The organism is Sneathiella sp. (assembly GCF_036844445.1).
In the GTDB taxonomy this organism is placed as follows: Bacteria; Pseudomonadota; Alphaproteobacteria; order Sneathiellales; family Sneathiellaceae; genus Sneathiella.
The window spans coordinates 662,134-681,107 of record NZ_DAIUFV010000002.1 but is presented as its reverse complement, the minus strand read 5'-3'; the positions used below and the strand labels follow the sequence as shown (position 1 = coordinate 681,107).

The 18,974-nt window shown below is 55.2% G+C and carries 14 protein-coding genes and 1 pseudogene; 10 read left to right on the top strand and 5 right to left on the bottom strand.

The window, feature by feature from the left end; genetic code table 11:
• The 3 genes and pseudogenes from V7Z56_RS06665 to V7Z56_RS06655 all read left to right on the top strand — a co-directional run.
• Positions 1 to 305, top strand: a pseudogene (locus V7Z56_RS06665) (hypothetical protein); the annotation flags it as partial.
• Complete coding sequence (locus tag V7Z56_RS06660) at positions 305 to 1,651, top strand: hypothetical protein (RefSeq protein ID WP_334128588.1); 1,347 nt, start codon at positions 305 to 307, stop codon at positions 1,649 to 1,651. The pseudogene V7Z56_RS06665 and the gene V7Z56_RS06660, both read left to right, overlap by 1 nt.
• A 74-nt stretch (positions 1,652 to 1,725) precedes the next feature.
• Positions 1,726 to 2,631 (top strand): glycosyltransferase, encoded by a 906-nt coding sequence (locus V7Z56_RS06655; RefSeq protein WP_334128587.1) that lies wholly within the window; start codon positions 1,726 to 1,728, stop codon positions 2,629 to 2,631.
• 25 nt (positions 2,632 to 2,656) lie between these two features.
• Here V7Z56_RS06655 and V7Z56_RS06650 read toward each other — a convergent pair whose 3' ends face one another.
• The 3 genes from V7Z56_RS06650 to V7Z56_RS06640 form a co-directional block, all read right to left on the bottom strand.
• On the bottom strand, positions 2,657 to 4,108 hold the full coding sequence (locus V7Z56_RS06650; protein WP_334128586.1) for a hypothetical protein: 1,452 nt from the start codon (positions 4,106 to 4,108) through the stop codon (positions 2,657 to 2,659).
• A gap of 145 nt (positions 4,109 to 4,253) precedes the next feature.
• Entirely contained in the window at positions 4,254 to 6,137 is a 1,884-nt protein-coding gene (locus tag V7Z56_RS06645; RefSeq protein ID WP_334128585.1) for a right-handed parallel beta-helix repeat-containing protein, read from the bottom strand.
• Between the two features lie 80 nt (positions 6,138 to 6,217).
• Positions 6,218 to 7,198 carry a glycosyltransferase family 2 protein gene (locus tag V7Z56_RS06640; RefSeq protein WP_334128584.1) on the bottom strand — a complete coding sequence of 327 codons (981 nt, stop codon included), beginning with the start codon at positions 7,196 to 7,198 and terminating at the stop codon, positions 6,218 to 6,220.
• Between the two features lie 270 nt (positions 7,199 to 7,468).
• On the opposite strand from V7Z56_RS06640, the gene V7Z56_RS06635 reads away from it, so the two are divergent.
• The 5 genes from V7Z56_RS06635 to V7Z56_RS06615 all read left to right on the top strand — a co-directional run bounded on the left by V7Z56_RS06635 (position 7,469) and on the right by V7Z56_RS06615 (position 12,892).
• On the top strand, positions 7,469 to 8,176 hold the full coding sequence (locus V7Z56_RS06635) for a polysaccharide deacetylase family protein (protein ID WP_334128583.1): 708 nt from the start codon (positions 7,469 to 7,471) through the stop codon (positions 8,174 to 8,176).
• Positions 8,177 to 8,206: 30 nt separating this feature from the next.
• Positions 8,207 to 8,698, top strand: a complete 492-nt coding sequence (locus V7Z56_RS06630) for a hypothetical protein (RefSeq protein ID WP_334128582.1) — start codon at positions 8,207 to 8,209, stop codon at positions 8,696 to 8,698.
• On the top strand, positions 8,695 to 9,198 hold the full coding sequence (locus V7Z56_RS06625; RefSeq protein WP_334128581.1) for a glycosyltransferase: 504 nt from the start codon (positions 8,695 to 8,697) through the stop codon (positions 9,196 to 9,198). The genes V7Z56_RS06630 and V7Z56_RS06625 overlap by 4 nt, the downstream gene beginning before the upstream one ends.
• 227 nt (positions 9,199 to 9,425) lie before the next feature.
• Positions 9,426 to 11,861 carry a tetratricopeptide repeat protein gene (locus V7Z56_RS06620; protein WP_334128596.1) on the top strand — a complete coding sequence of 812 codons (2,436 nt, stop codon included), beginning with the start codon at positions 9,426 to 9,428 and terminating at the stop codon, positions 11,859 to 11,861.
• A 62-nt stretch (positions 11,862 to 11,923) separates the two neighbouring features.
• Entirely contained in the window at positions 11,924 to 12,892 is a 969-nt protein-coding gene (locus V7Z56_RS06615) for an ExeA family protein (RefSeq protein ID WP_334128580.1), read from the top strand.
• Positions 12,893 to 12,963: 71 nt separating this feature from the next.
• On the opposite strand, the gene V7Z56_RS06610 is transcribed toward V7Z56_RS06615, so the two are convergent.
• Both V7Z56_RS06610 and V7Z56_RS06605 read right to left on the bottom strand, forming a co-directional pair.
• On the bottom strand, positions 12,964 to 14,340 hold the full coding sequence (locus V7Z56_RS06610) for a TIGR03016 family PEP-CTERM system-associated outer membrane protein (protein WP_334128579.1): 1,377 nt from the start codon (positions 14,338 to 14,340) through the stop codon (positions 12,964 to 12,966).
• Positions 14,341 to 14,493: 153 nt separating this feature from the next.
• On the bottom strand, positions 14,494 to 15,126 hold the full coding sequence (locus V7Z56_RS06605; protein WP_334128578.1) for an XrtA/PEP-CTERM system exopolysaccharide export protein: 633 nt from the start codon (positions 15,124 to 15,126) through the stop codon (positions 14,494 to 14,496).
• A gap of 341 nt (positions 15,127 to 15,467) precedes the next feature.
• On the opposite strand from V7Z56_RS06605, the gene V7Z56_RS06600 reads away from it, so the two are divergent.
• Positions 15,468 to 17,546 (top strand): type I secretion system permease/ATPase, encoded by a 2,079-nt coding sequence (locus V7Z56_RS06600; protein ID WP_334128577.1) that lies wholly within the window; start codon positions 15,468 to 15,470, stop codon positions 17,544 to 17,546.
• Positions 17,543 to 18,826 carry an HlyD family type I secretion periplasmic adaptor subunit gene (locus V7Z56_RS06595; protein WP_334128576.1) on the top strand — a complete coding sequence of 428 codons (1,284 nt, stop codon included), beginning with the start codon at positions 17,543 to 17,545 and terminating at the stop codon, positions 18,824 to 18,826. Before V7Z56_RS06600 ends, V7Z56_RS06595 begins: the two co-directional genes overlap by 4 nt.
• Positions 18,827 to 18,974: the final 148 nt, after the last annotated feature.

Sequence of the window (18,974 nt, the reverse complement as noted above, 5' to 3'; positions counted from 1 at the left end):
TTGACGCCGTGAAGGCCGGCTATGTTACGCTTGAAAATCATGACCTGTCGCTTTTTCCAAGATCACAGCCTAACCTGCTTGCGACAAAGGGTAATGTTTGGATCAGACTAAAGCTGCTCCGTTTGTTTGGAGCACAAGTGCCGACTTACAAACGGTTTAAACTGGCACGGTTCTGGCTGAGCAGTTTGTCTCCCTATGAGAAATTTCAATCAGTGGCCGGGACAATAAAGCGAATCTTCAAAAGGCGGTTAAATAAGTCGATAGAAGTTAAGGCTTGGGCGCCCCCGCCTGCGAAAAAAAGCTGATGGTAGAAGTTACGGCATTAATTACAGCTGCTCTCGGCATCGTGGCGCTTCTTGTGCGGCCTGGAGCGGCCGTCGGCATTCTCATTCTGTCCACAATGATCTGGCCGGAGTTTTTGCGCATTCCAATAGGGCCTGCCGATATGTCTGCTCCGCGATTAATTGCCATTATTTTGCTTCTGCGCTTCATCCACATAGGCAGAAACAGGGCATTGATGATCGGCTCAGTCGATTATCTCGTTGTGGTCCTCTGGCTTTGGTACTTGTTGGCAACATTTCTGGGCGGATCCGGCTTTTCGAAGACTACAGAAATGATCGGATACGGTTTCGATACAGTTTTAATGTACTTTATTGCCCGTATGGGTATCCGTTCGATGGAAGATGTCCGGAGCGCAATCTACCCGCTGTTCTTTATTGCGGTTTGGATGTGTATTTTCGGATGGCAGGAAGCCTTAACGACCAAATCATTTTATGTTGGCCTTGATTCGTATCGAACATGGGTATGGATTCCGAAAGTGCCAGAATTCCGGCTCGGAATTATGCGTGCTAAAGCCAGCACTTCAGTACACATTTATTTTGGTATGGCAATGATGCTTATTGCGGGCATTGCCTGGGCTATGCGGAGTCATCCACGAATTCGCAAGCTCGCGACGCTGACGGCGCTTATTGCGGGAATCGCTGGACTTGCTTCTATGTCAAGCGGTCCGTGGCTTGCCATGGTTACGCTCATCATTTGCAATTTGTATATTTTACGTCCGAGTCTTATCAAGCCCACACTGCTGTTGCTGGTAGCTTTTGCTATTTTCCTGGAACTTGCATCGAACCGACATTTTTATCATCTAATTGACTATCTTGCTCTGAACTCAGGTACTGCGTGGTACAGGACGAAGTTGCTGGAGGTCGCGGTAGCCCAATGGCGAGATTATTGGCTTATCGGCACAGGTAGTAAGGATATTAACTATTGGGGCGGACTGCTGGATGGCAGAAAACATATCGATCTGGTGAATCATTTTGTTGTTGTTGCGGTGAATGGCGGAATACCAGCTGTTCTTATGTATCTATCCATGCATATAAATGCGGTTCGATATGCCATTAGAGCGCGCAAAATCTCGAAGGACCCCTATCGCAGAAAGTTAATTTTCTATTTAACTAGTACCTTAATAGCGGTCGATGTATCTAGCATGTCCGTGGGTTTGTTCGGACCGCCGCTATTGTTGAGCTTCATGCTCGTCGGCATATTGGTTAGCGCGGGCAGAAGCTGGCAAGAGGTACCATTAAAATCGCGCCCGAGCGATGCATTGCGAGAGGCTGCTGTTCAGCCAGTGGGAGCCCCGGGACCAATGCCGTAAAACAGTAGAGGTCTTCTGTCGAATGAATCCTCCTCGGTATCAGATAAGTTAGGTATCAAAAATTTGTGAAGACAATGGAAGAGTTCGAGCTAAGTATAGTTATCCCGCATTACAATGATCCGGTTGGGCTTGCGGCGTGCCTCGCCACTCTGGAGACGCAGACCTATGACAAGAGCCGTTTTGAGGTCATCGTCTGCGACAATGATTCTGACCAATCGATCGAAGCGCTGAACGGCTACGATATAAACATTCGTCTTATCCAAGAGACACGCCGGGGGGCAGGCCCTGCGCGCAATGCGGGCGTAGAGGTAGCGCGGGGGAGGTTTCTTGCTTTTACTGATTGTGATTGCCTGCTTGAACCAGATTTTGTGGAAAACGGTTTACGCCATTTACGGCGCGCAGGCGAGCGCAGCGTAATGGCAGGCGAAATTATTTTGTACCCCGAAGCCGAAAGCCCTAATGCCGTGGAAGCGTTCGATATGGTTTACTCGACCAATCAGCGAAACAATGCTTTAAAAAAAGAGGCTGCGACTGGCAACTTATGGACATCCCTTAGTTTTTTCCGCGAAGTTGGACCCTTCTATGCCGATGTTGCCGAAGATACTGATTGGTGTAAAAGAGCTTTGAATAAGGGCGCGACATTCCTCTTTGGACATGACTGTATTGTTAGGCATCCGGCTCGAAAATCTTTGGATGAGTTAAAGGCAAAATGGAAGCGACAGTCAGCGATGACGTTCAATATGTGGAAGAAGCGGTCGAACTTTAAAATAAAATGGCCGATACTGTGTCTGATAACAGCATTCTCATTTGTACCGCATGCATTAAAAGCGCTTACCGATAAGAAGCTCAATCATCTATCCGAACGTCTAAAAGCTATCCTGGTTTTGACGTGGTGCCGCCTATTCAGAGCAAAAATTATGGTAGACTTTTATATTAGTGGGGTTGAGCATATCGATCCAAATAAGTACTGGAGACGATGAGTTAATATAGTTTGGGTCGAAGTATCTACTTCTTTAGAAGTTTCTTTATTTTCTCCTTGACCCTTAAGGGCATGGCGGAGGATAGCTCCTGGCGGATAAAACGTAGTTTTCTAAGTCCCGGGGCACGATTTACAGGGATACTCAGCAGTTCAGGCCACAGTTTTTTAGTAATATCTTCACATAAGGCACCATTCGCACGATAAGCGTCTGAAAAAGACATCATCTTCTGAAAAGTATCTACACTATTAAATGGCGAGATGGAGGGGTATGGCATATCATGTCCTGTCATTGCCACGCCGGCCCAACATCCCAGCCTCAATTCGATGTATGCTAGGTCATATGTCCAGGAAGCCCCCCCTACGGGCAAATTTTCTAGCCAAATTTCCGCTTCTTTCAGAAAAATATCGGCATGCTTTAACCCCAATCTCTGCAGGAGGGCGTCTGCCCCGGGCTGTGGTTTTCCTAAATCATGCGGACCCCAATAAAATGCTCGGGCGACTTCCCCGGCGGCACCAGAGAGCGAAAACTCTTCGCCGTTGGATATGCTTTTTTCCGTCGTTGCCAAATCAATAACATGGTCATTGAGGCAATAACCTGTTCTAAATTGCCAAGCATTTCTCTCGGTGTCAGATATCGGCAGTAGATCAACAAAGGCGTGGACGAGGTTAAATTTCTTTACAAGCTCCTTTGCCAAAAGCTGATCTAGTTGGCCGCCGCTACCCTCGGTGCGAAATGTTCGCAGCATTATCTGGTCAGCGCAGTGACGTGCCGCTGAAAGCATCATTCTTGTGTCCCAGCCGCCTGTTAAATGCATGATGGTCGGACTTGTTTCGGCGAGAGTCTTTACTCGATTAGCTAAACTACTGCAGATCTTTTCAAGAAGAATTGAATCCTCTAGAGTATTTTTTTGACGATATTCGGTCTCGTGTTCTAACGGCCACACCCGAGTACTTGCGAAATTTGACAGGTCAAGAGCATGGTTAGGAAGTAGCCTTCTAATATTCGCATGCGCCGTAAGGCCAAAAGGATACCACCCGCGTTCCTTGGAGATGTCCAGTGTTTCAATGACGCGGGGATCCCGATTAAGTAAAGTCGTCCCCGGTATCAGCATGGATGACGATGCGATAACTTCTTGATATTTGTCATATACAACTGGAAACAGCGCGCCGGCGTCAGTCAATAGAGATGGCTTTTCATTGAAATGACAAAATACTACAAACCTTCCGCACATGGCGTGAAATGGGTTGTTTTCGCGGGTCGGTATCGCTTCAATCCGAATCTCTGAGTGTGAATTTATGAATATCCCGTTGTATATAACCCAGCCGAGAAGAAGACCGATGTCGTTCCCACTTTTATCGGTAACTTTCGAAACTGGGAGTTCTGGAGATGTCCAGATATTCCAGTCACGAAATGTCCAACGGTGGAAGCCCTCGGGCCTTGACGGCAAGTCACGCGCACAAAGGAACTGTTTATACAAGACGGACCCCTGATGATTCATTCAAAACAGATCTAGCAATTATTTCTCAGTCCTGAGAAGGGAGACTATCAAAAAGGATAGCTTTCCAAATCCTTTCAGAAATCTAGTTAAAGTTAGGCGCTTCAACCCCCATTAAGTATGAAGTTTATTCTTTTAGAGTGTATGATATATGAGGTCCGATCCGTCGGGCAGATTTCCAATATTGGAAATCATATTCCTTAAAGATTCTCGTCGGTAATAGTTCGTAAATGCCTTTGCCTTCGGGCAAGTCACGTAAAATGTTGTTGACAGCGGTGGCGGCTGAGTTTTCCATGAATGAACCAATCTTCTCCCTTATATCGCCGCCTGCTTCAAGCTTCCATCCATATTTCCCTGATTGGGTCCACGCGAGAGAAGAATACACATTGTGAGACAGGGTCCAGCCATTAAACGGTTGTTTAGCAACTAACCCGTCAATTACGTTGTTTACAATAGTTGTATTAGGTTCCGAATTCGGAATTTGTATGGCTTTCCCTTGATCTCCGGACGCAAAGATTAAGTTGTGTAGAAAGTATGCATTGTCGAATGCGCTGCCCCAACTCCGTACCCAGCCCATGAGCACATTATTGAGAAGCCACATGTTAGTCGCTTCATCGACGTTGCCGGTGCCGTGGTATGTAAAGGCGAAGGGGACATTCTCGATAACGTTGTCGGCGATTAAAATGTTGCTGTTTTTTAAGTAAATAGAGATGCCGTTACCGTGAACTCCAAGAATATCCGAAAGGTAATTGCCTGAGATCTGCATATTTTCCGTCTCGATCAAGCGGATACCGGTGCGTCCAATCTTGCTGATAACATTATCACGTATGATACCATTCTTTGCCGTATTAAAGCGAATGCCGGAGCTCTTCTGATTGTTAACAATTCTATTATTTTCGATGAGGGTGTTTTCGGATTTATCTATTTGGATGGCACCTACTCCTTCGACGCTCCGTAAATGCGTGATATAGTTATCGCGGATTGTGACATTACGGATTGGCTTTCCGGAGTTGATAATTGCGGTGCCACTTTGCCATCCTTCGTAATCGCCGAAATAATGGCTGATGTGAAAGCCCTCGACCACCACATTGTCCTGCCCGTTCAGGATAAAGCCGGCGGCGAGCTTATTGATACGCAGGTCGTTGCTCTTTACCGCATCCGGATGCTGCGGCCAGATCAGCAGCGTCCGGCGCTTGTTGTCGATGAAATATTCCCCGGGCGTATCAATATCCGATGGGCGATTGAAAAGCGCGAAATAGGACTCCCGATCCGTATAGGGATCGTTGCCCGGCGGGTCGAATTTGATTGCGCCCCGAACGCGGTCGACGCCCGTCACCTCGGTCAGCAGGACGAGGTTGGGTTTCATCCAGACGGCGATGATGGCATTCTCCCAGTTGATGTCGGGCGTGTGATCGAAATACTGGCCGAGGATGACCGAATCATGGGTCATCTCGGTGCCGCCGCCGCCCACATCGTGATAATGGTAGTAGTCATCGAACCAGAAGGGGTCGGGCTGGTTCGGATCGCGCGCGAGCCACACCCGCTCGCCGGCAAGATACATCGGCGTCAGCGGATTGACTTTTTCCGGAAGCTGCGTCTTGAAAAGTTTTTTCCAGTTCTCATTGCCGTAGCAGTCCTCGGCCGAGCTGCACGGGGTAAATGTCACGTCGAGGCTTGCCGCGCCGCTCAGCCGCGCCCGCTCCTCGCCCCAGCCGTTGCCTTTATAGACGACGGGGTTGCCGTCGCTACCGCCCGCCGGCACGTTGATGCTGCCAAGATATTCGACACCGCCGCGGAAAAAGAACACATCGCCCGCCGTTGGCGTGTAGCGTCCCGCCTTTTGCGTGGCGTTGGGATCGCCCGGCGCGTGCTTCCAGGCGCTCTCGCGGCTCTGGCCGTCGTTGGCATCGCTGCCCTTCGCATAATCGATGAAGAAATCGCGGGCGAGGACGGGCGAGCTCGCCATGAGCCCGAGGGTCACAATCAGACCGGCCAGATATCGCACGCGCATTCTCCCCTCCCTGCTTCGCCGCCTGCCGTTGATCTTAGCGGAAGGTCGATATGACGGCAAATATCCTGTAAAATGTGGGATCAGAGATCCTTGACGTCCGTCCAGATGGCCCGCCGGTCCCAGACGCTTTTCCAGACCGCCGCCGATTCTTTCGATGCGGCGCGGCCGAGCGCGGCAAGAACGCGATGGGCGAGATAGCGCGACAGCGGCCAGAGTTTCATCAGCCACATGGCAAGACCGCGCGACGCACGCGGAAAATGCTTGTGAATCAGCGTCATCTTCGCCTTGATCAGCCGCACGAGCTTATCCGACTGCACGGTTTCCGAGGCGCCGCCGTGATGGATGATGGTTGCCTCCGACGTCACCATCGGCCGCGCCCCGGCTTTCGCAGCCCGCGCGCAGAGGTCGGCCTCCTCCGCATACATAAAGAAGGCCTTGTCGAAGCCGCCGAGACGGTTCCAGAAATCCCGCCGGATCAGAAAGAAGCAGCCGGTCACGACATCGACCTCGCGAATCCCCTCGCGGTTCCAGCCGCCCATCGCCTCGGGATTGAAGAGACTGGACTTTCGGAATATCGACGAGAGACCGAGCGCCTGGCTGGTCAGGCTCCAGAGGCTCATGCGTGACCAGCAGGAGGTGGGATTGAGGGTCATATCGCCAAAGAGGGTGCGCCCGCCCCAGATACCGGCCTCCGGATACGTCGCCGCGAAGGCCATCAGCCGGTCGATGGCGCCGTCCAGCACCTCCGTATCCGGATTGAGAAGGAGGAGAAACTCGCCCGTTGCTTCCTGCGCGGCGACATTGTTGGCGGCGGCGAAGCCAAGATTTTCATCGAGGCAGTGTACAATTGCCCGCTCACCATACTCGCGCTGCAATGCCTCGGCCGAGCCATCCGACGAGTTATTGTCGATGACGATCAGCTCGAACGGCGTCTCGCGTGTTTCGGCATAGACGGTCTCCAAGCATTTCAGCGTCATTTCCCGCGTGTTGTAGCTGATGACGATGATGGAAACCTTAGGCGAGGGCACCGCTGCGATTTCGTGCTGCAAGTTTGAACTCATGATAAAGGAACTCTTTTCAGATAGCATATGCGCAAAGGCAGAATTGCAAAGACATTTTACCGGGCCATCCATATGCAGTGACAGGCGCCATAGAGTCTGGAAAAACTTTATGACTATTCCTTGATTTCATTAAAATCTTGTTGAAATAATGAATTTTCCGACATTATTACCGCGGACAGTCTGGAAATTCATTTGAATTAACTAAATATCGAGAATCTGTTACCTATAATCAGCAGAACCCCTCCCGGGTTCACCCTTCAGGGATCTGAAATGCTTACAGTTGTTACCAATCTCGGATTTGCGGTCTGCGTCGCGCTTGCGCTCTGGATCGTCGTTCCCTATGTCTACCGGCTTCGGAATGTCCGCAAGCTGCAGGAGCGGTGCGCCCGGACGAACAGCATTGTCCTGACCTATGATGACGGGCCGAGCGCGAACTTCACCGCGGCGCTTCTCGGTGTGCTCGAGGAATATAATGCGCCTGCGACCTTCTTTACGCTTGGCGTGCAGGTCGATAACAATTCGCACATGATCCCTGAGCTTATCGCCAAGGGGCATGAGGTCGGAAGCCATTCCTATGCCCATCTCAATGCCTGGAAGGACCTGCCGTGGAGGGTCGCCGGCGATATTGAGGCAGGGGTGAAAAGCCTTGATCGGCGCAACGTGCCGATTACCTATTTCCGCCCGCCGAACGGCAAGATCACGCTCGGAACCCTGATCCAGACGTGGCTCAAGGGGCGGCGGATGGCATGGTGGACCATCGATTCGTCCGATACATGGGAGAACACCCTTCCTCTAGAGACGCTCGTTGATAACGTGCGGGCGGCGGGCGGCGGCGTCGTTCTGCTGCATGATTTCGAGCGCAAGACCGACAAGGAGCGCAACAATTTTGTGCTCGACGTGACACGCCAGTTGCTCGAACTCGCCAAGACAGAGAATTTCAAGGTGCGCACCTTTGGTCAGCTCATGCAGGATGCCTGAGGTTTCACAACAACATTAGAAACGGTTTGCATGGCAAGAACTCCTAAAATTCTCGCAATATCTTCGGCCGGCGGCCATTGGGTGCAGCTGCAGCGCCTGCGCGTTGCGTGGGAGGGCTGCGATGCCGTCTATGTCACGACGAAGGAAGGCTACCGCGACGAGCTGATTGCGGATGCTGAAAAGCGGCATCAGCCGACGCCGCGCTTTTACCGCGTCGTTGACGCTAACCGCTGGCAGAAGTTCCGCCTGCTGCGCCAGCTTCTCGGCATTGTCATGATTCTCGTCCGGGAGCGGCCGGATGTCATTATCTCGACCGGCGCGGCGGCGGGATTTTTCGCCCTTCGCCTCGGCAAGCTGATGGGCGCGCGCACCATCTGGGTGGACAGTATCGCCAATGCCGGCACGCTTTCCCTTTCCGGGCAGAAGGCGGGCGGCTGCGCTGATCTCTGGCTGACGCAATGGGAGCATCTGGCGGCAACGGACGGGGCGCGCGGCCCGGCGTTCAAGGGATCGGTCGTATGATTTTCGTAACCGTCGGCCATGAACTCCGGTTTGATCGCCTGCTTCGTGCGCTCGATGAGTGGGCGGGCGCCACAGGATACCGGGATATTTTCGCGCAGGTTGCCGATCTCGGCGAGGATGGCTATGCGCCGAAAAACTTCGCCTACGAGCGCTTTCTCGACCCGGATGCCTTCAAGACGAACTTCGATCGTGCCGATCTGATCGTCGCCCACGCCGGGATGGGGACCATCATCACCGCACTGACCATGAAGAAGCCGCTGCTGATCATGCCGCGCAAGGGGGACTTGCGCGAGACGCGCAATGATCACCAGATCGCCACCGCCGAGCAGTTCGCGCGCCGCGACGGCATTTATGTCGCAATGGATGAGGCGGAACTCGGGCCTGTGCTCGATCAGCTGATCAAAAATCCGCCGCCCGCCATGGGGGAGGGGGCAAGCCCGTTCGGCGAGCCTCGTCTGATCGAGGCCATTCGCGGATTTATCTTCGAGGGGCGGGCATGAGTTGGGCGTATCTGTGACTTCCACGTTTGGCAGATTAAGCATATTTTGAGAAATCGGCGATAGGCTGAGGAGCGCCTTCGTGATGCCGGAGCGCGTACGGGCTTTTGCACGCGATCATTTTTGGTGATAAGCCTTCGAAACCCGTTGATTTATCGCCGGGGCGGCAAAAAACCGTTATATATATGGCAGGGCGTGAACGTTAGGGAATGCGGCAGAAAGTGGTATTGATGAACCTTGGGAAATCTTGCAGAGCGGTAAAATCGGCTGTTGGCAGCGCGATCGCGCTTGCCATCATTCTCTTTACCCTTGCGGCCTGCGATACGCCGGAGGAAAAGGCTCAGGCGCATTTCGAAGCGGGCATGGCGTTCATCGAAGAGGGCAACTTCGTCAAGGCCGGCATCGAGTTTCGCAACGCCCTTCAGCTCAAGGAAAGTTTCGCCGACGGCTGGTATGGCATGGCGCTCGTGGAAGAGAGCGAAGGCAACTGGCGCAAATATGCCGGCGATATCGTGAAAGCCATCGAGCTTGACCCACGCCATCTGCAGGCGCAGATCCGCTACGCCAAGATCTTGCTGCTTTCCGGTCAGCTCGAAAAGGCGCTGGAGGTGAGCGATACGGTCAATAACCTCGCGCCCGGCACAGCCGATGCGCTGGCGCTGCAATCGGCGGTGATGTTCCGTCTCGGCGACAAGGAAGGCGCCATCGCCGCCGCGGAAGAGGCGCTTCAGGTTGATCCTGCGAACATCGATGCCGTTCTCATCATCACAGCCGAGAAGATCTCAACGGGCGCCCCGGATGCCGCCCTCAAGATCATTGATGAGAGCCTCGTTCACAACAAGGACAACGCGCAGCTTCTGGTCGTGAAAATCCGCGCGCTTGAACAACTCGGCCAGAATGACGAGGTAATCAGGGTGTTCCGGGAGTTGATCGCGAATAACCCCACGGATCTCGCGTTTCGGAAAAGTCTCGTCAGCTTCTACCTGAAGTATGACCGCAAGAAAGAGGCCGAAGACGAAATCCGAAGTATCGCGGCGGGGGATCCGACAAACACCGAGACCAACCTCGATGTGGTCCGCTTCGTCAAGGCGGTCAAGGGCGATGAAGCGGCCGCTGCGGAACTTGAACGCCTGATTGAGGTTTATCCGGAGACCGTCGAATACCGCTTTGCGCTTGCGACGCTTGCGGAATCGAGCGGCGATGATGAGCGGGCAATGGTCATCCTTGGCTCGATCATCGACCGCTCCGCGACGGCGGAGGATGAGATTGTTGCGCGTAACCGCCTGGCGCAGCTTCATTTTGAGCGCGGCGAGTTCGACGAGGCGCTTAAACTCGCCTACGACGTCCTCGAAATGGATCCAACGAGCACCGATGCGCTGATTGTTATCGGCGCCGTCCAGATCGATCAGGGGATGATCGATTCGGCCATCTCCAACCTCCGCTCCTCGATGCGTCAGCAACCCCAGTCCGTCCGGGCGTCGCTTCTGCTCGGCAAGGCGCATGAGATCAGCGGCAGCCTGGAGCTTGCCGAGGATCGCTATGCGGCGGCCTACCGCTTCAGCAACCAGCAGCCGAAGGTCGGCATCGTCTATGCGCAGTTCTTTATCCGTCACGGCGAACTGCAGCGGGCGGAGCGTATTCTTGAGCGGCTGTCGGACGCGAACCCGGAAAATGCCGAGGTCCTGAAGCTGCTCGCCGAGATCAAGCTGAAGAAAAACGACTGGGTTGCGGCGGAAGAGCTTGCGGGGCGCATTCGCGCCCTCGATGAGGCGGATTCGGATGCCTACCAGATCAGCGGCGCGGCCCTTGCCGGGATGCAGAACAGGACTGCGAGCCGTTCGGCGCTCGAAAAAGCCTATGAACTCACCCCCGATGCGGGGCCGGCCATGAAGGCGCTGGTCGAATCCTATCTTATGAACGGCGAGGTGGAGAAGGCGCGAGAGTTCCTCAACAATGTTCTTGAGAAAAGCCAGACCAATTATCTCGCCCGGACCCTGCTCGCCCGTATCGAGCTTCAGGAGAACCGGCCCGAGGTTGGCGAGAAGCTGATCCTGGAAGCCATCGCCGGCGATCCGAAGGACCAGTCGGGCTATGCCATGCTGGCGCGCCACTATATGGAGACGGGTCGCGTCAAAGAGGCGGAAGCGATACTGGATGACGGCCTGAAAGAAGTGCCGGACGGGTTCCTTCTCAACATCACGCGGGCCGGGATCTTCGAGATGCAGGGCAACACATCCGGCGCCATTGCGATTTATGAAAAGCTGCTTGAGGCGCGCCCGAACTCTGAAATTGTCGCGAACAATCTCGCCAGCCTGATTGCCGAGACCTCCGACAATGAAGAGGAGCTGCGCTGGGCCTATACGCTTGCAAAGCGCTTCCGCAACTCGAAGGTGCCGTATTTCCTCGATACCCTCGGCTGGATCCATTACCGGCTCGGCGAATATGAGATGGCAACGCCGCTGCTGCGCCGGGCGGTGGAGCACGGCCCTCAGGCGGCTCTATTGCGTTACCATTACGGCATGTCCCTGAAGGCGGAGAACAATCGCGACCGCGCCATTAAGGAGCTTGAACAGGCGCTTGCCCTTGGCGAGGCCCAGAACTTTACCCGGACCCTCGAAGCCCGACAGGCGCTCGATGAATTGAAAGCGGATACCAAAACGAATTAGTTGATATCATTATAATATTTATTATCTGAGTATAATTGGGATTTAGCGCCGAAAGCAGGCATATGTATAGAGAATTCTACGGACTTACCCAGAAGCCATTTTCAATCCTGCCCGATCCCCATTATCTCTACTGGGGGCACAGCCATTCACTCGCCTATTCGATGCTCGAATACGGGGTTATGAACCGTGCCGGGATTACCGTTATCACGGGCGAGATAGGATGTGGCAAGACAACGCTTATCCGCCATCTGCTTGACCGGCTGGACGAGGATTTCACGATCGGCCTCGTCTCCAATATCCAGGATGGCGACCTGCTGCAATGGGTGCTGATGGCATTCGGCCAGCCGTATGAGGGAAAATCCCATGTCGGGCTGCATGACCAGCTGCAGCAGTTCCTGATCCACGAATATGCGGAAGGCCGACGCACGATCCTGATTGTGGACGAGGCACAAAATCTTGGCCCGAAACTGCTGGAGCAGCTTCGCCTCCTCTCCAACATCAATGCCGATAACGACCAGCTCCTGCAGCTCATTCTCGTCGGCCAGCCGCAGCTGAAGGAATTGCTGCGCGCGCCCGAGTTGATCCAGTTTGCCCAGCGCATCGCGTCCGATTTCCATCTCTCGCCGCTTTCGGCCGAGGATATCGACGCCTATATCAAGCACCGGCTTCACATTGCCGGACGCGACCTGCCGCTGTTTACCATGGATGCCTGCCGCCGGCTTTTCGCGGCGAGCCGCGGTATTCCCCGTCTTATCAATATTCTTGCCGACACCTGTCTTGTTTACGGTTTTGCGCGCATGGCGCCGGAGATCGACGCGCAGATCGTCGATGAGGTCGTCCGGGACAAGGAGACGCATGGTATTTTCGGAGCCTCCGCCCCGAAAGGTCTTGAGGATGCGCGACGGGCAAGCCAGGCACCCGCGTCTGGCGCCCATGCCGATGAAAATGATGATGACGGCGATTCCGAGCTCATTATCCGCGACAAGGAACTCGCGCGGCAGATTTTCAAGAAGCTGCGGGCAAACCGGTAGGGACGGACGCCGCCCGGCATCCGGGCGGCGTCATTGTCAGGCGGCCATTGAGCGATAGCTGTTCGGCCGGCTTAGAAGGATTTCCTGAGAGAAATCGTTACCGTATTTTCGCGAAGGCTGTCGATCCCGTTTTCGCTGTCACGGTTGTAATGGCCGTAGGCGAGGCTTCCTAGGAAGGTCGGGGTGATGTGATAGTTCACGCCCGTCTGCCCATAATAGGCCTTTTCCCGGTTACCGCTCACCTGCGCGTCGATAATTTCCGAATAACCGCCGCCGAGCACCCATTCCGTCCGGCGGGAGAGCTGCCGCGAATAGCTTGCATCGAAGGAGACGACCTCTTCATCGAGACCCGTGGAGAGGATATCGCGGATGATATAGCTTGCCGCCGCGCCATAGGTGTTCCGGCCCTTCTCGCCGCTGAGGCCGAGAGAGAAGGTCTTGGTCTTGGAGATCGAATCGGAATAACCGCCGATGAAGGTGTTCGGGTTGACGAGATCGCCGTTCTGGTCAAGGACACGGGCATCTGCGAAAGCCGAGCCAGAGCCCGCGACATCGACATGGTAACCCGCCGTCAGCCGCGCTTCACTGGAAATCAGATAGGTGAAGTCGGCATCGACGATGCCCTTGCCGAAGCGGTGCCCGACCTGCACGCTGAGATCGGTCCTAGGCCCGGGCGTGAGGCGAACGCCGCCGCCATAAAACGCACCGCTGATGCTGTCGTTGTCGATATTGTCGCCGTCAAACTCGTCCCAGCCACCCGAGGCGAGCAGCGCCACATAGCGGTTAATCGGCAACTGGCCGTCCGCTTTCATGGTCGCCCGTTTCAGATCGTCGCCATTGTCCACCTGATTGTCGAAGGCGAAGGCCTCGACCGTCCATTTGGCACGGGCAAACTCGCGGCCGCTCTGTAGCGAGAGATCAATCCGATTGTTCGTCGAATCATTCGGCTCACTGCCGGGAATATTGGAATTGGTGTTGGTGAAATGCACCATGCTGTGGGTGTAGCGCACGATACCCGTCACATACCCGCCGAAGTCATGCTGGTAGTAGGGGCTGATGCGGGTGTTCAGCACGCGCGTATTGTCCCCGGAGCCTGAATGATCGGAATAGGCGGTCGTGCCGTCGCTGGAGTAGCGCTCCTCCGTCAGGGCGACGTCGGTTTCAAGGAACAGGTTGTCGGCGACAAGTTCCGCATTCCCCGACGCCAGCAGATTGTGGTCGAAGCCGTTCAGCTCCGAGAAGCGGGCGTAGATGTTGTACCCGACATCATAGGCGGCCCGCAGTTGAACGCGCCGTCCGATCCCCTCAACTTCAAATCCGGCGTTAAGAGTGGTGATGGCATCGTCTTTTTCGTTGGTTGCCGTCCCAAACGCGTTGTCCGTGTAGGTTTCACTGATGCCGATATATGGATTGAAAATCCATTCTGCGGCCTGAAGATTTCCGGCCATGATCAGGACCCCGCTGGCAACGGCACACCCGATTGCCAGCGAAGAGCGTGAATTCCTTCCGAAAACGAGCTGGTTTGCATCTAACACAATGCGACTACCTTCTATTGTTTCCACCCTCTATACCATACGGCAATCAAAATTGCCGCAACGCTACTAGAACCAGCTTTGCGGAATAATCAGGATGTCACCCGGCAGGAGCGGAACGTTTGCAGAAACATCGCCGCCTACGATCAGATCGTCGAGACGGACTCTATAAGACTTCTCTTCGCCACCTTCCTTGCGAACGATAACCGCGCGGTTGCCCGCGGCAAATTCGGTCATCCCGCCAACGGCGATGATCGCATCCAGAACCGTCATATCGCTGCGGTAGGGGATGGCTTTGGGCTCTGCCGCCTGACCGACGATGCGGATCTGCTGGTCATACGGGCCGTTGAACGTCTGAACCGTCACGGTGACGAGCGGGTCGCGAACATATTTCGCCAGAACTTTCTCGATATCGCGGGCGAGCTGCTGCGACGTCTTGCCGGCGGCCATCATGTCATCGACCAGCGGCGCCGAAATGCGTCCATCAGGGCGAACCGGGACCGTTACGGAGAGATCCGGATTCTGCCAGACGAACACGTTGAGTTCATCCTGCGGACCAATCAGATACTGAGGCGCTTCGGCGAGTGATGCGGGCGCGACCGAGGAAGCCTGGTTTTGAGCGGCACAGGCAGAAAGAAACAGCGCCAGTGAAATCACTACGGTCCGGGCGGCGGCGGACTTTATCTTCAGAAGTGTAAACACGTATGTGCCTCCCCCTAATTTTCTCGAAATATTCTGACAAAAACTATCAGAAATGGTTAAACCCGACAATCGGCTTGTAACATGGCAAAACCGATCTTCACAAAGGTAATGCCATATTTTCTTCAACTATTCCCCCAAAAATGGCCATAATGCAACAATAGTTTGCTTCGGCGTTCGGAGGACAGCCTCACATTTCCGGCTGCCTGAACGTTTTATCATCCAAAAATATTAAAAATTCATTCAATGTTTTTTTATATGATTGGCGCCTATCGAGCATTGGCAAAGGCGCCTTCAATCAATATGATCCGCCACATCGATGGCTATGGTTAATGAGGGGAAGCGTGAGCAATCAAAAAAACCCGCTTCTGAAGGAAACTTTAGATAAGTGTTCCCGGGTCTTCATCATTCTGGCCGTGTTCGGGCTGGCCATCAATTTGTTGATGCTGACAGCGCCGCTCTTCATGATGCAGGTGTTTGACCGGGTTATTACCAGCCGAAATACAGATACCCTGGTTCTTCTGATGCTGATCGCGGCGCTTGCGCTGCTGACGATGGCGCTGCTGGAAGGCGTGCGTACGTTTATTCTTGTGCGGATGAGCCGCTGGATGGATGGACAGGTCGGCGGCGCGGCCCTGACGGCGAGCATTCTCTCAACCCTGGCGACAGGGCGGGAGGCGAGCATTCAGGCCCTGCGCGATCTCGGCACCTTCCGCTCTTTCCTGACCGGGCCCGGCGTGTTTCCGATCCTCGATGCGCCCTTTGCGCCGATTTTTCTTGGCATCATGTTTCTCCTGCATCCAATTCTCGGATGGATTGCGCTGCTCGGCGCCATTGTCCTGTTCGGACTTGGCATTATCAACGAGCGGGTGACGCGAAATCTTCTTGGCGAATCCGGCGGGCAGCAGATGATCGCCATGAAGCAGGCCGAGACGGCGTCGCGCAATGCCGATGTCATCGAGGCGATGGGGATGATGCCGCAGCTCATCAAGCGCTGGAATGCCCGCAACGCGGAATCCCTCGCCCTGCAGGCGCAGGCGAGCGATCGCGGCGGCATTATCTCGGCCGCCTCGAAATTCATCCGCATCATGCTGCAGATTGGCGTCACCGGCGCCGGTGCGTGGCTGGTCATTCGCGCCGAAATGAGCCCGGGCGCCATGATCGCGGGCTCGATCATCATGGGCCGGGCGCTCGCGCCGGTCGAACAGGCGATCGGTTCGTGGAAAGGGTTCCTCTCCGCCCGCGCCGCCTACAGCCGCCTGAAAGCGCAGATCGAGGCGAGCCCGCCGACAGGCACGGACCTGATGCCGCTGCCGCGTCCCAAGGGCGCCGTCTCGGTGGAGGGCCTCAGCTATACGCATCCCAATTCAAAAGAGCCGATCCTGCGCAATATCAACTTTGGCCTCAATCCCGGCGAGGTGCTCGGCATTATCGGCCCGACCGCGGCGGGGAAAACAACGCTTGTCCGGCTGCTGGTCGGCAATCTCAAGCCGCGCTTTGGCCATGCCCGTCTCGATGAGATGGATGTCGCCGAGTGGAGCGCGGACGATCGCGGTCAGTATATCGGCTATCTGCCGCAGGATATTGAGCTCTTCTCCGGCACGATCCGCGAGAATATCGCCCGCATGGGTGACGGCGATCCGGCGGAGGTGATTGCGGCCGCCCGCAAGGCCGGCATTCACGATATGGTGCTTCGCCTCGAGAAGGGCTATGAGACCGAAATCGGCGAAGGCGGCGCGGCGCTTTCCGGCGGTCAGCGTCAGCGCATCGCGCTTGCCCGCGCGCTCTACGGCAATCCGAGCCTCCTGGTGCTGGACGAGCCGAATGCCAACCTCGACAGCATCGGGGAATCGGCCCTCATGCAGGCGATGGATACCCTCAGAGCCGAAGGCATGACGATCATCGTCATCGCGCACCGGCCCAATATCCTCCGTCATGTTGACAAGATCCTTGTCCTCAAAGACGGCATCATGCAGGAATTCGGCCCGCGCGATGAGGTGATGATGAAGCTGCAGGGCATTCAGAAAGCGCTGCCGGGGCCCAATCAGGCGATCCAGGTCCGGAAAAAGGACGATACGCCCGACCGCTCGCAGACCATCGTCCGCACGGTGCCGCAAGATGAGGTGACGGAGATCAAGGAAGTGACGCCCCGCAAGGCGACGCCGCCGGAGAGGGTAACCATCCGGCCGGTCGCAACAAAGGGCAGCAACGGCCATTCCGTCATGGGCGGCGTGAATGGAGGCGGAACCATCAAGCGGCGCCCGGCTGTGCTCACCATGGGTCCGAGCGAGAAGATCAAGGCGAAAATTCAGTCCCTGACGACGCACCCTTTGAGCGACGCGGATATTTCGAAAATCTACGCCCTGTTCGTCAAGGGCGATCAGGCCGGGGCACTTAAATATATCGAGGAAATCAAGCAATGATGAACGTGCGTGCGCCGATCATCTTCGGTCTGGTAGTTATCTTCCTGTTCTTCGGAGCGTTCGTCGGCTGGGCCGCCTTTGCGCCGCTTGGCAGCGCCGCGATTGCGCAGGGCGTCGTCAGCGTTGAAGGCAGCCGCAAGTCGATCCAGCATCTGGAAGGCGGCATCGTGTCGGAAATTCGGGTCCGCGACGGCGATTTCGTGAACAAGGGCGATGTGCTTATCGTGCTGGATGAGGTCCAGTCGCGGGCTTCTACCGAGATTGTCCGCAGCCGCTACGCGATCGCGCTTGCCCAGCGGGCGCGACTGATTGCCGAGCGGGACGGGCTTGAAAAAATCGAATATCCGCAGTGGCTGCTGGAGCAGAAGGACGACAAGACCATTCAGGAGGCAATCCGCGGCCAGCAGAATATCTTTGAATCCCGCCGCACCTCGCACCTCAGCCAGATAACCATTCTGGTGCAGAAGGCGGTGCAGCTGGAAGAGGAGATCAGGGGCCTTGAAGGCCAGGTCGAATCGGGCAAGCGGCAGATCGCTCTGATCAATGAGGAAATCCGCGATGTCGGCTCGCTGGTGGAGAAAAAGCTGGCGCCGCTGTCACGGCTGCGCGCCCTGCAGCGCAATCTCGCCGAGCTGAACGGAAACCAGAGTCAGAGCATCTCGAGAATAGCCCAGACCCGCCAGGCGATCGGTGAGGTTGAGTTGCAGATCCGCGAGCTGTCCAACAAGCTGATGGACGAAGTTGTCGCCGAGCTGAAAGATGTGCAGGGGCAGATCTTTGACCTTGAAGAGCAGCGCCGCGTCTCTGAGGACGTGCTGTCGCGGACGGAAATCCGCGCGCCCAACGACGGTTATATTGTCAATCTGCAGATCCACACCACCGGCGGCGTGATCAAGCCGGGCGAGACGGTAATGGATATCGTTCCCGACAATGTCCAGCTGATCGTCGAAGCGCAGGTCAACACCAAAGATATCGATTCGGTCTACATCGGGGCGCCGGCGCAGATCCGCTTCCCCGCTTTCAGCCAGCGGTTCTCCCTGCCGGCGGAAGGGTCGGTTCTCAGCGTCTCCGCTGACAGCCTCGAGGATGAGCGCACCGGTAATTTCTACTACCTGGCCCGCATCCAGATTCAAAATCTCGAAGCCTCGGAAATCAAAAAAGAGCAGCTTCGTCCCGGCATGCAGGCGGATGTGATGATCGTGACCGGCGAGAGAACGGCGCTTGATTATTTCATCAATCCGATCATTCTCAGTTTCAATCGTGCGCTGCGCGAAAGCTGACAGCTGAATTCCCGTGTTTTCATATTGAACTGGCGTCATGGAAAATGCATGATAGCAGTGCACGCGGATCGACTAATACAAGCGTTGCGTGAGCGTGCTTCCCGGTAATCGCGAGATCGTGGTTCAAGCGTCTTTTATGAACGCCGCG

Bases quoted from the DNA above. Each gene is read 5' to 3' on its own strand.
- V7Z56_RS06630 (WP_334128582.1), top strand. From the start codon at position 8,207: ATGGCAAGAACTCCTAAAATTCTCGCAATATCTTCGGCCGGCGGCCAT.
- V7Z56_RS06640 (WP_334128584.1), bottom strand. From the start codon at position 7,198: ATGAGTTCAAACTTGCAGCACGAAATCGCAGCGGTGCCCTCGCCTAAG.
- V7Z56_RS06635 (WP_334128583.1), top strand. From the start codon at position 7,469: ATGCTTACAGTTGTTACCAATCTCGGATTTGCGGTCTGCGTCGCGCTT.
- V7Z56_RS06620 (WP_334128596.1), top strand. From the start codon at position 9,426: ATGAACCTTGGGAAATCTTGCAGAGCGGTAAAATCGGCTGTTGGCAGC.
- V7Z56_RS06655 (WP_334128587.1), top strand. From the start codon at position 1,726: ATGGAAGAGTTCGAGCTAAGTATAGTTATCCCGCATTACAATGATCCG.
- V7Z56_RS06645 (WP_334128585.1), bottom strand. From the start codon at position 6,137: ATGCGCGTGCGATATCTGGCCGGTCTGATTGTGACCCTCGGGCTCATG.
- V7Z56_RS06615 (WP_334128580.1), top strand. From the start codon at position 11,924: ATGTATAGAGAATTCTACGGACTTACCCAGAAGCCATTTTCAATCCTG.
- V7Z56_RS06595 (WP_334128576.1), top strand. From the start codon at position 17,543: ATGATGAACGTGCGTGCGCCGATCATCTTCGGTCTGGTAGTTATCTTC.
- V7Z56_RS06660 (WP_334128588.1), top strand. From the start codon at position 305: ATGGTAGAAGTTACGGCATTAATTACAGCTGCTCTCGGCATCGTGGCG.
- V7Z56_RS06625 (WP_334128581.1), top strand. From the start codon at position 8,695: ATGATTTTCGTAACCGTCGGCCATGAACTCCGGTTTGATCGCCTGCTT.
- V7Z56_RS06610 (WP_334128579.1), bottom strand. From the start codon at position 14,340: ATGGCCGGAAATCTTCAGGCCGCAGAATGGATTTTCAATCCATATATC.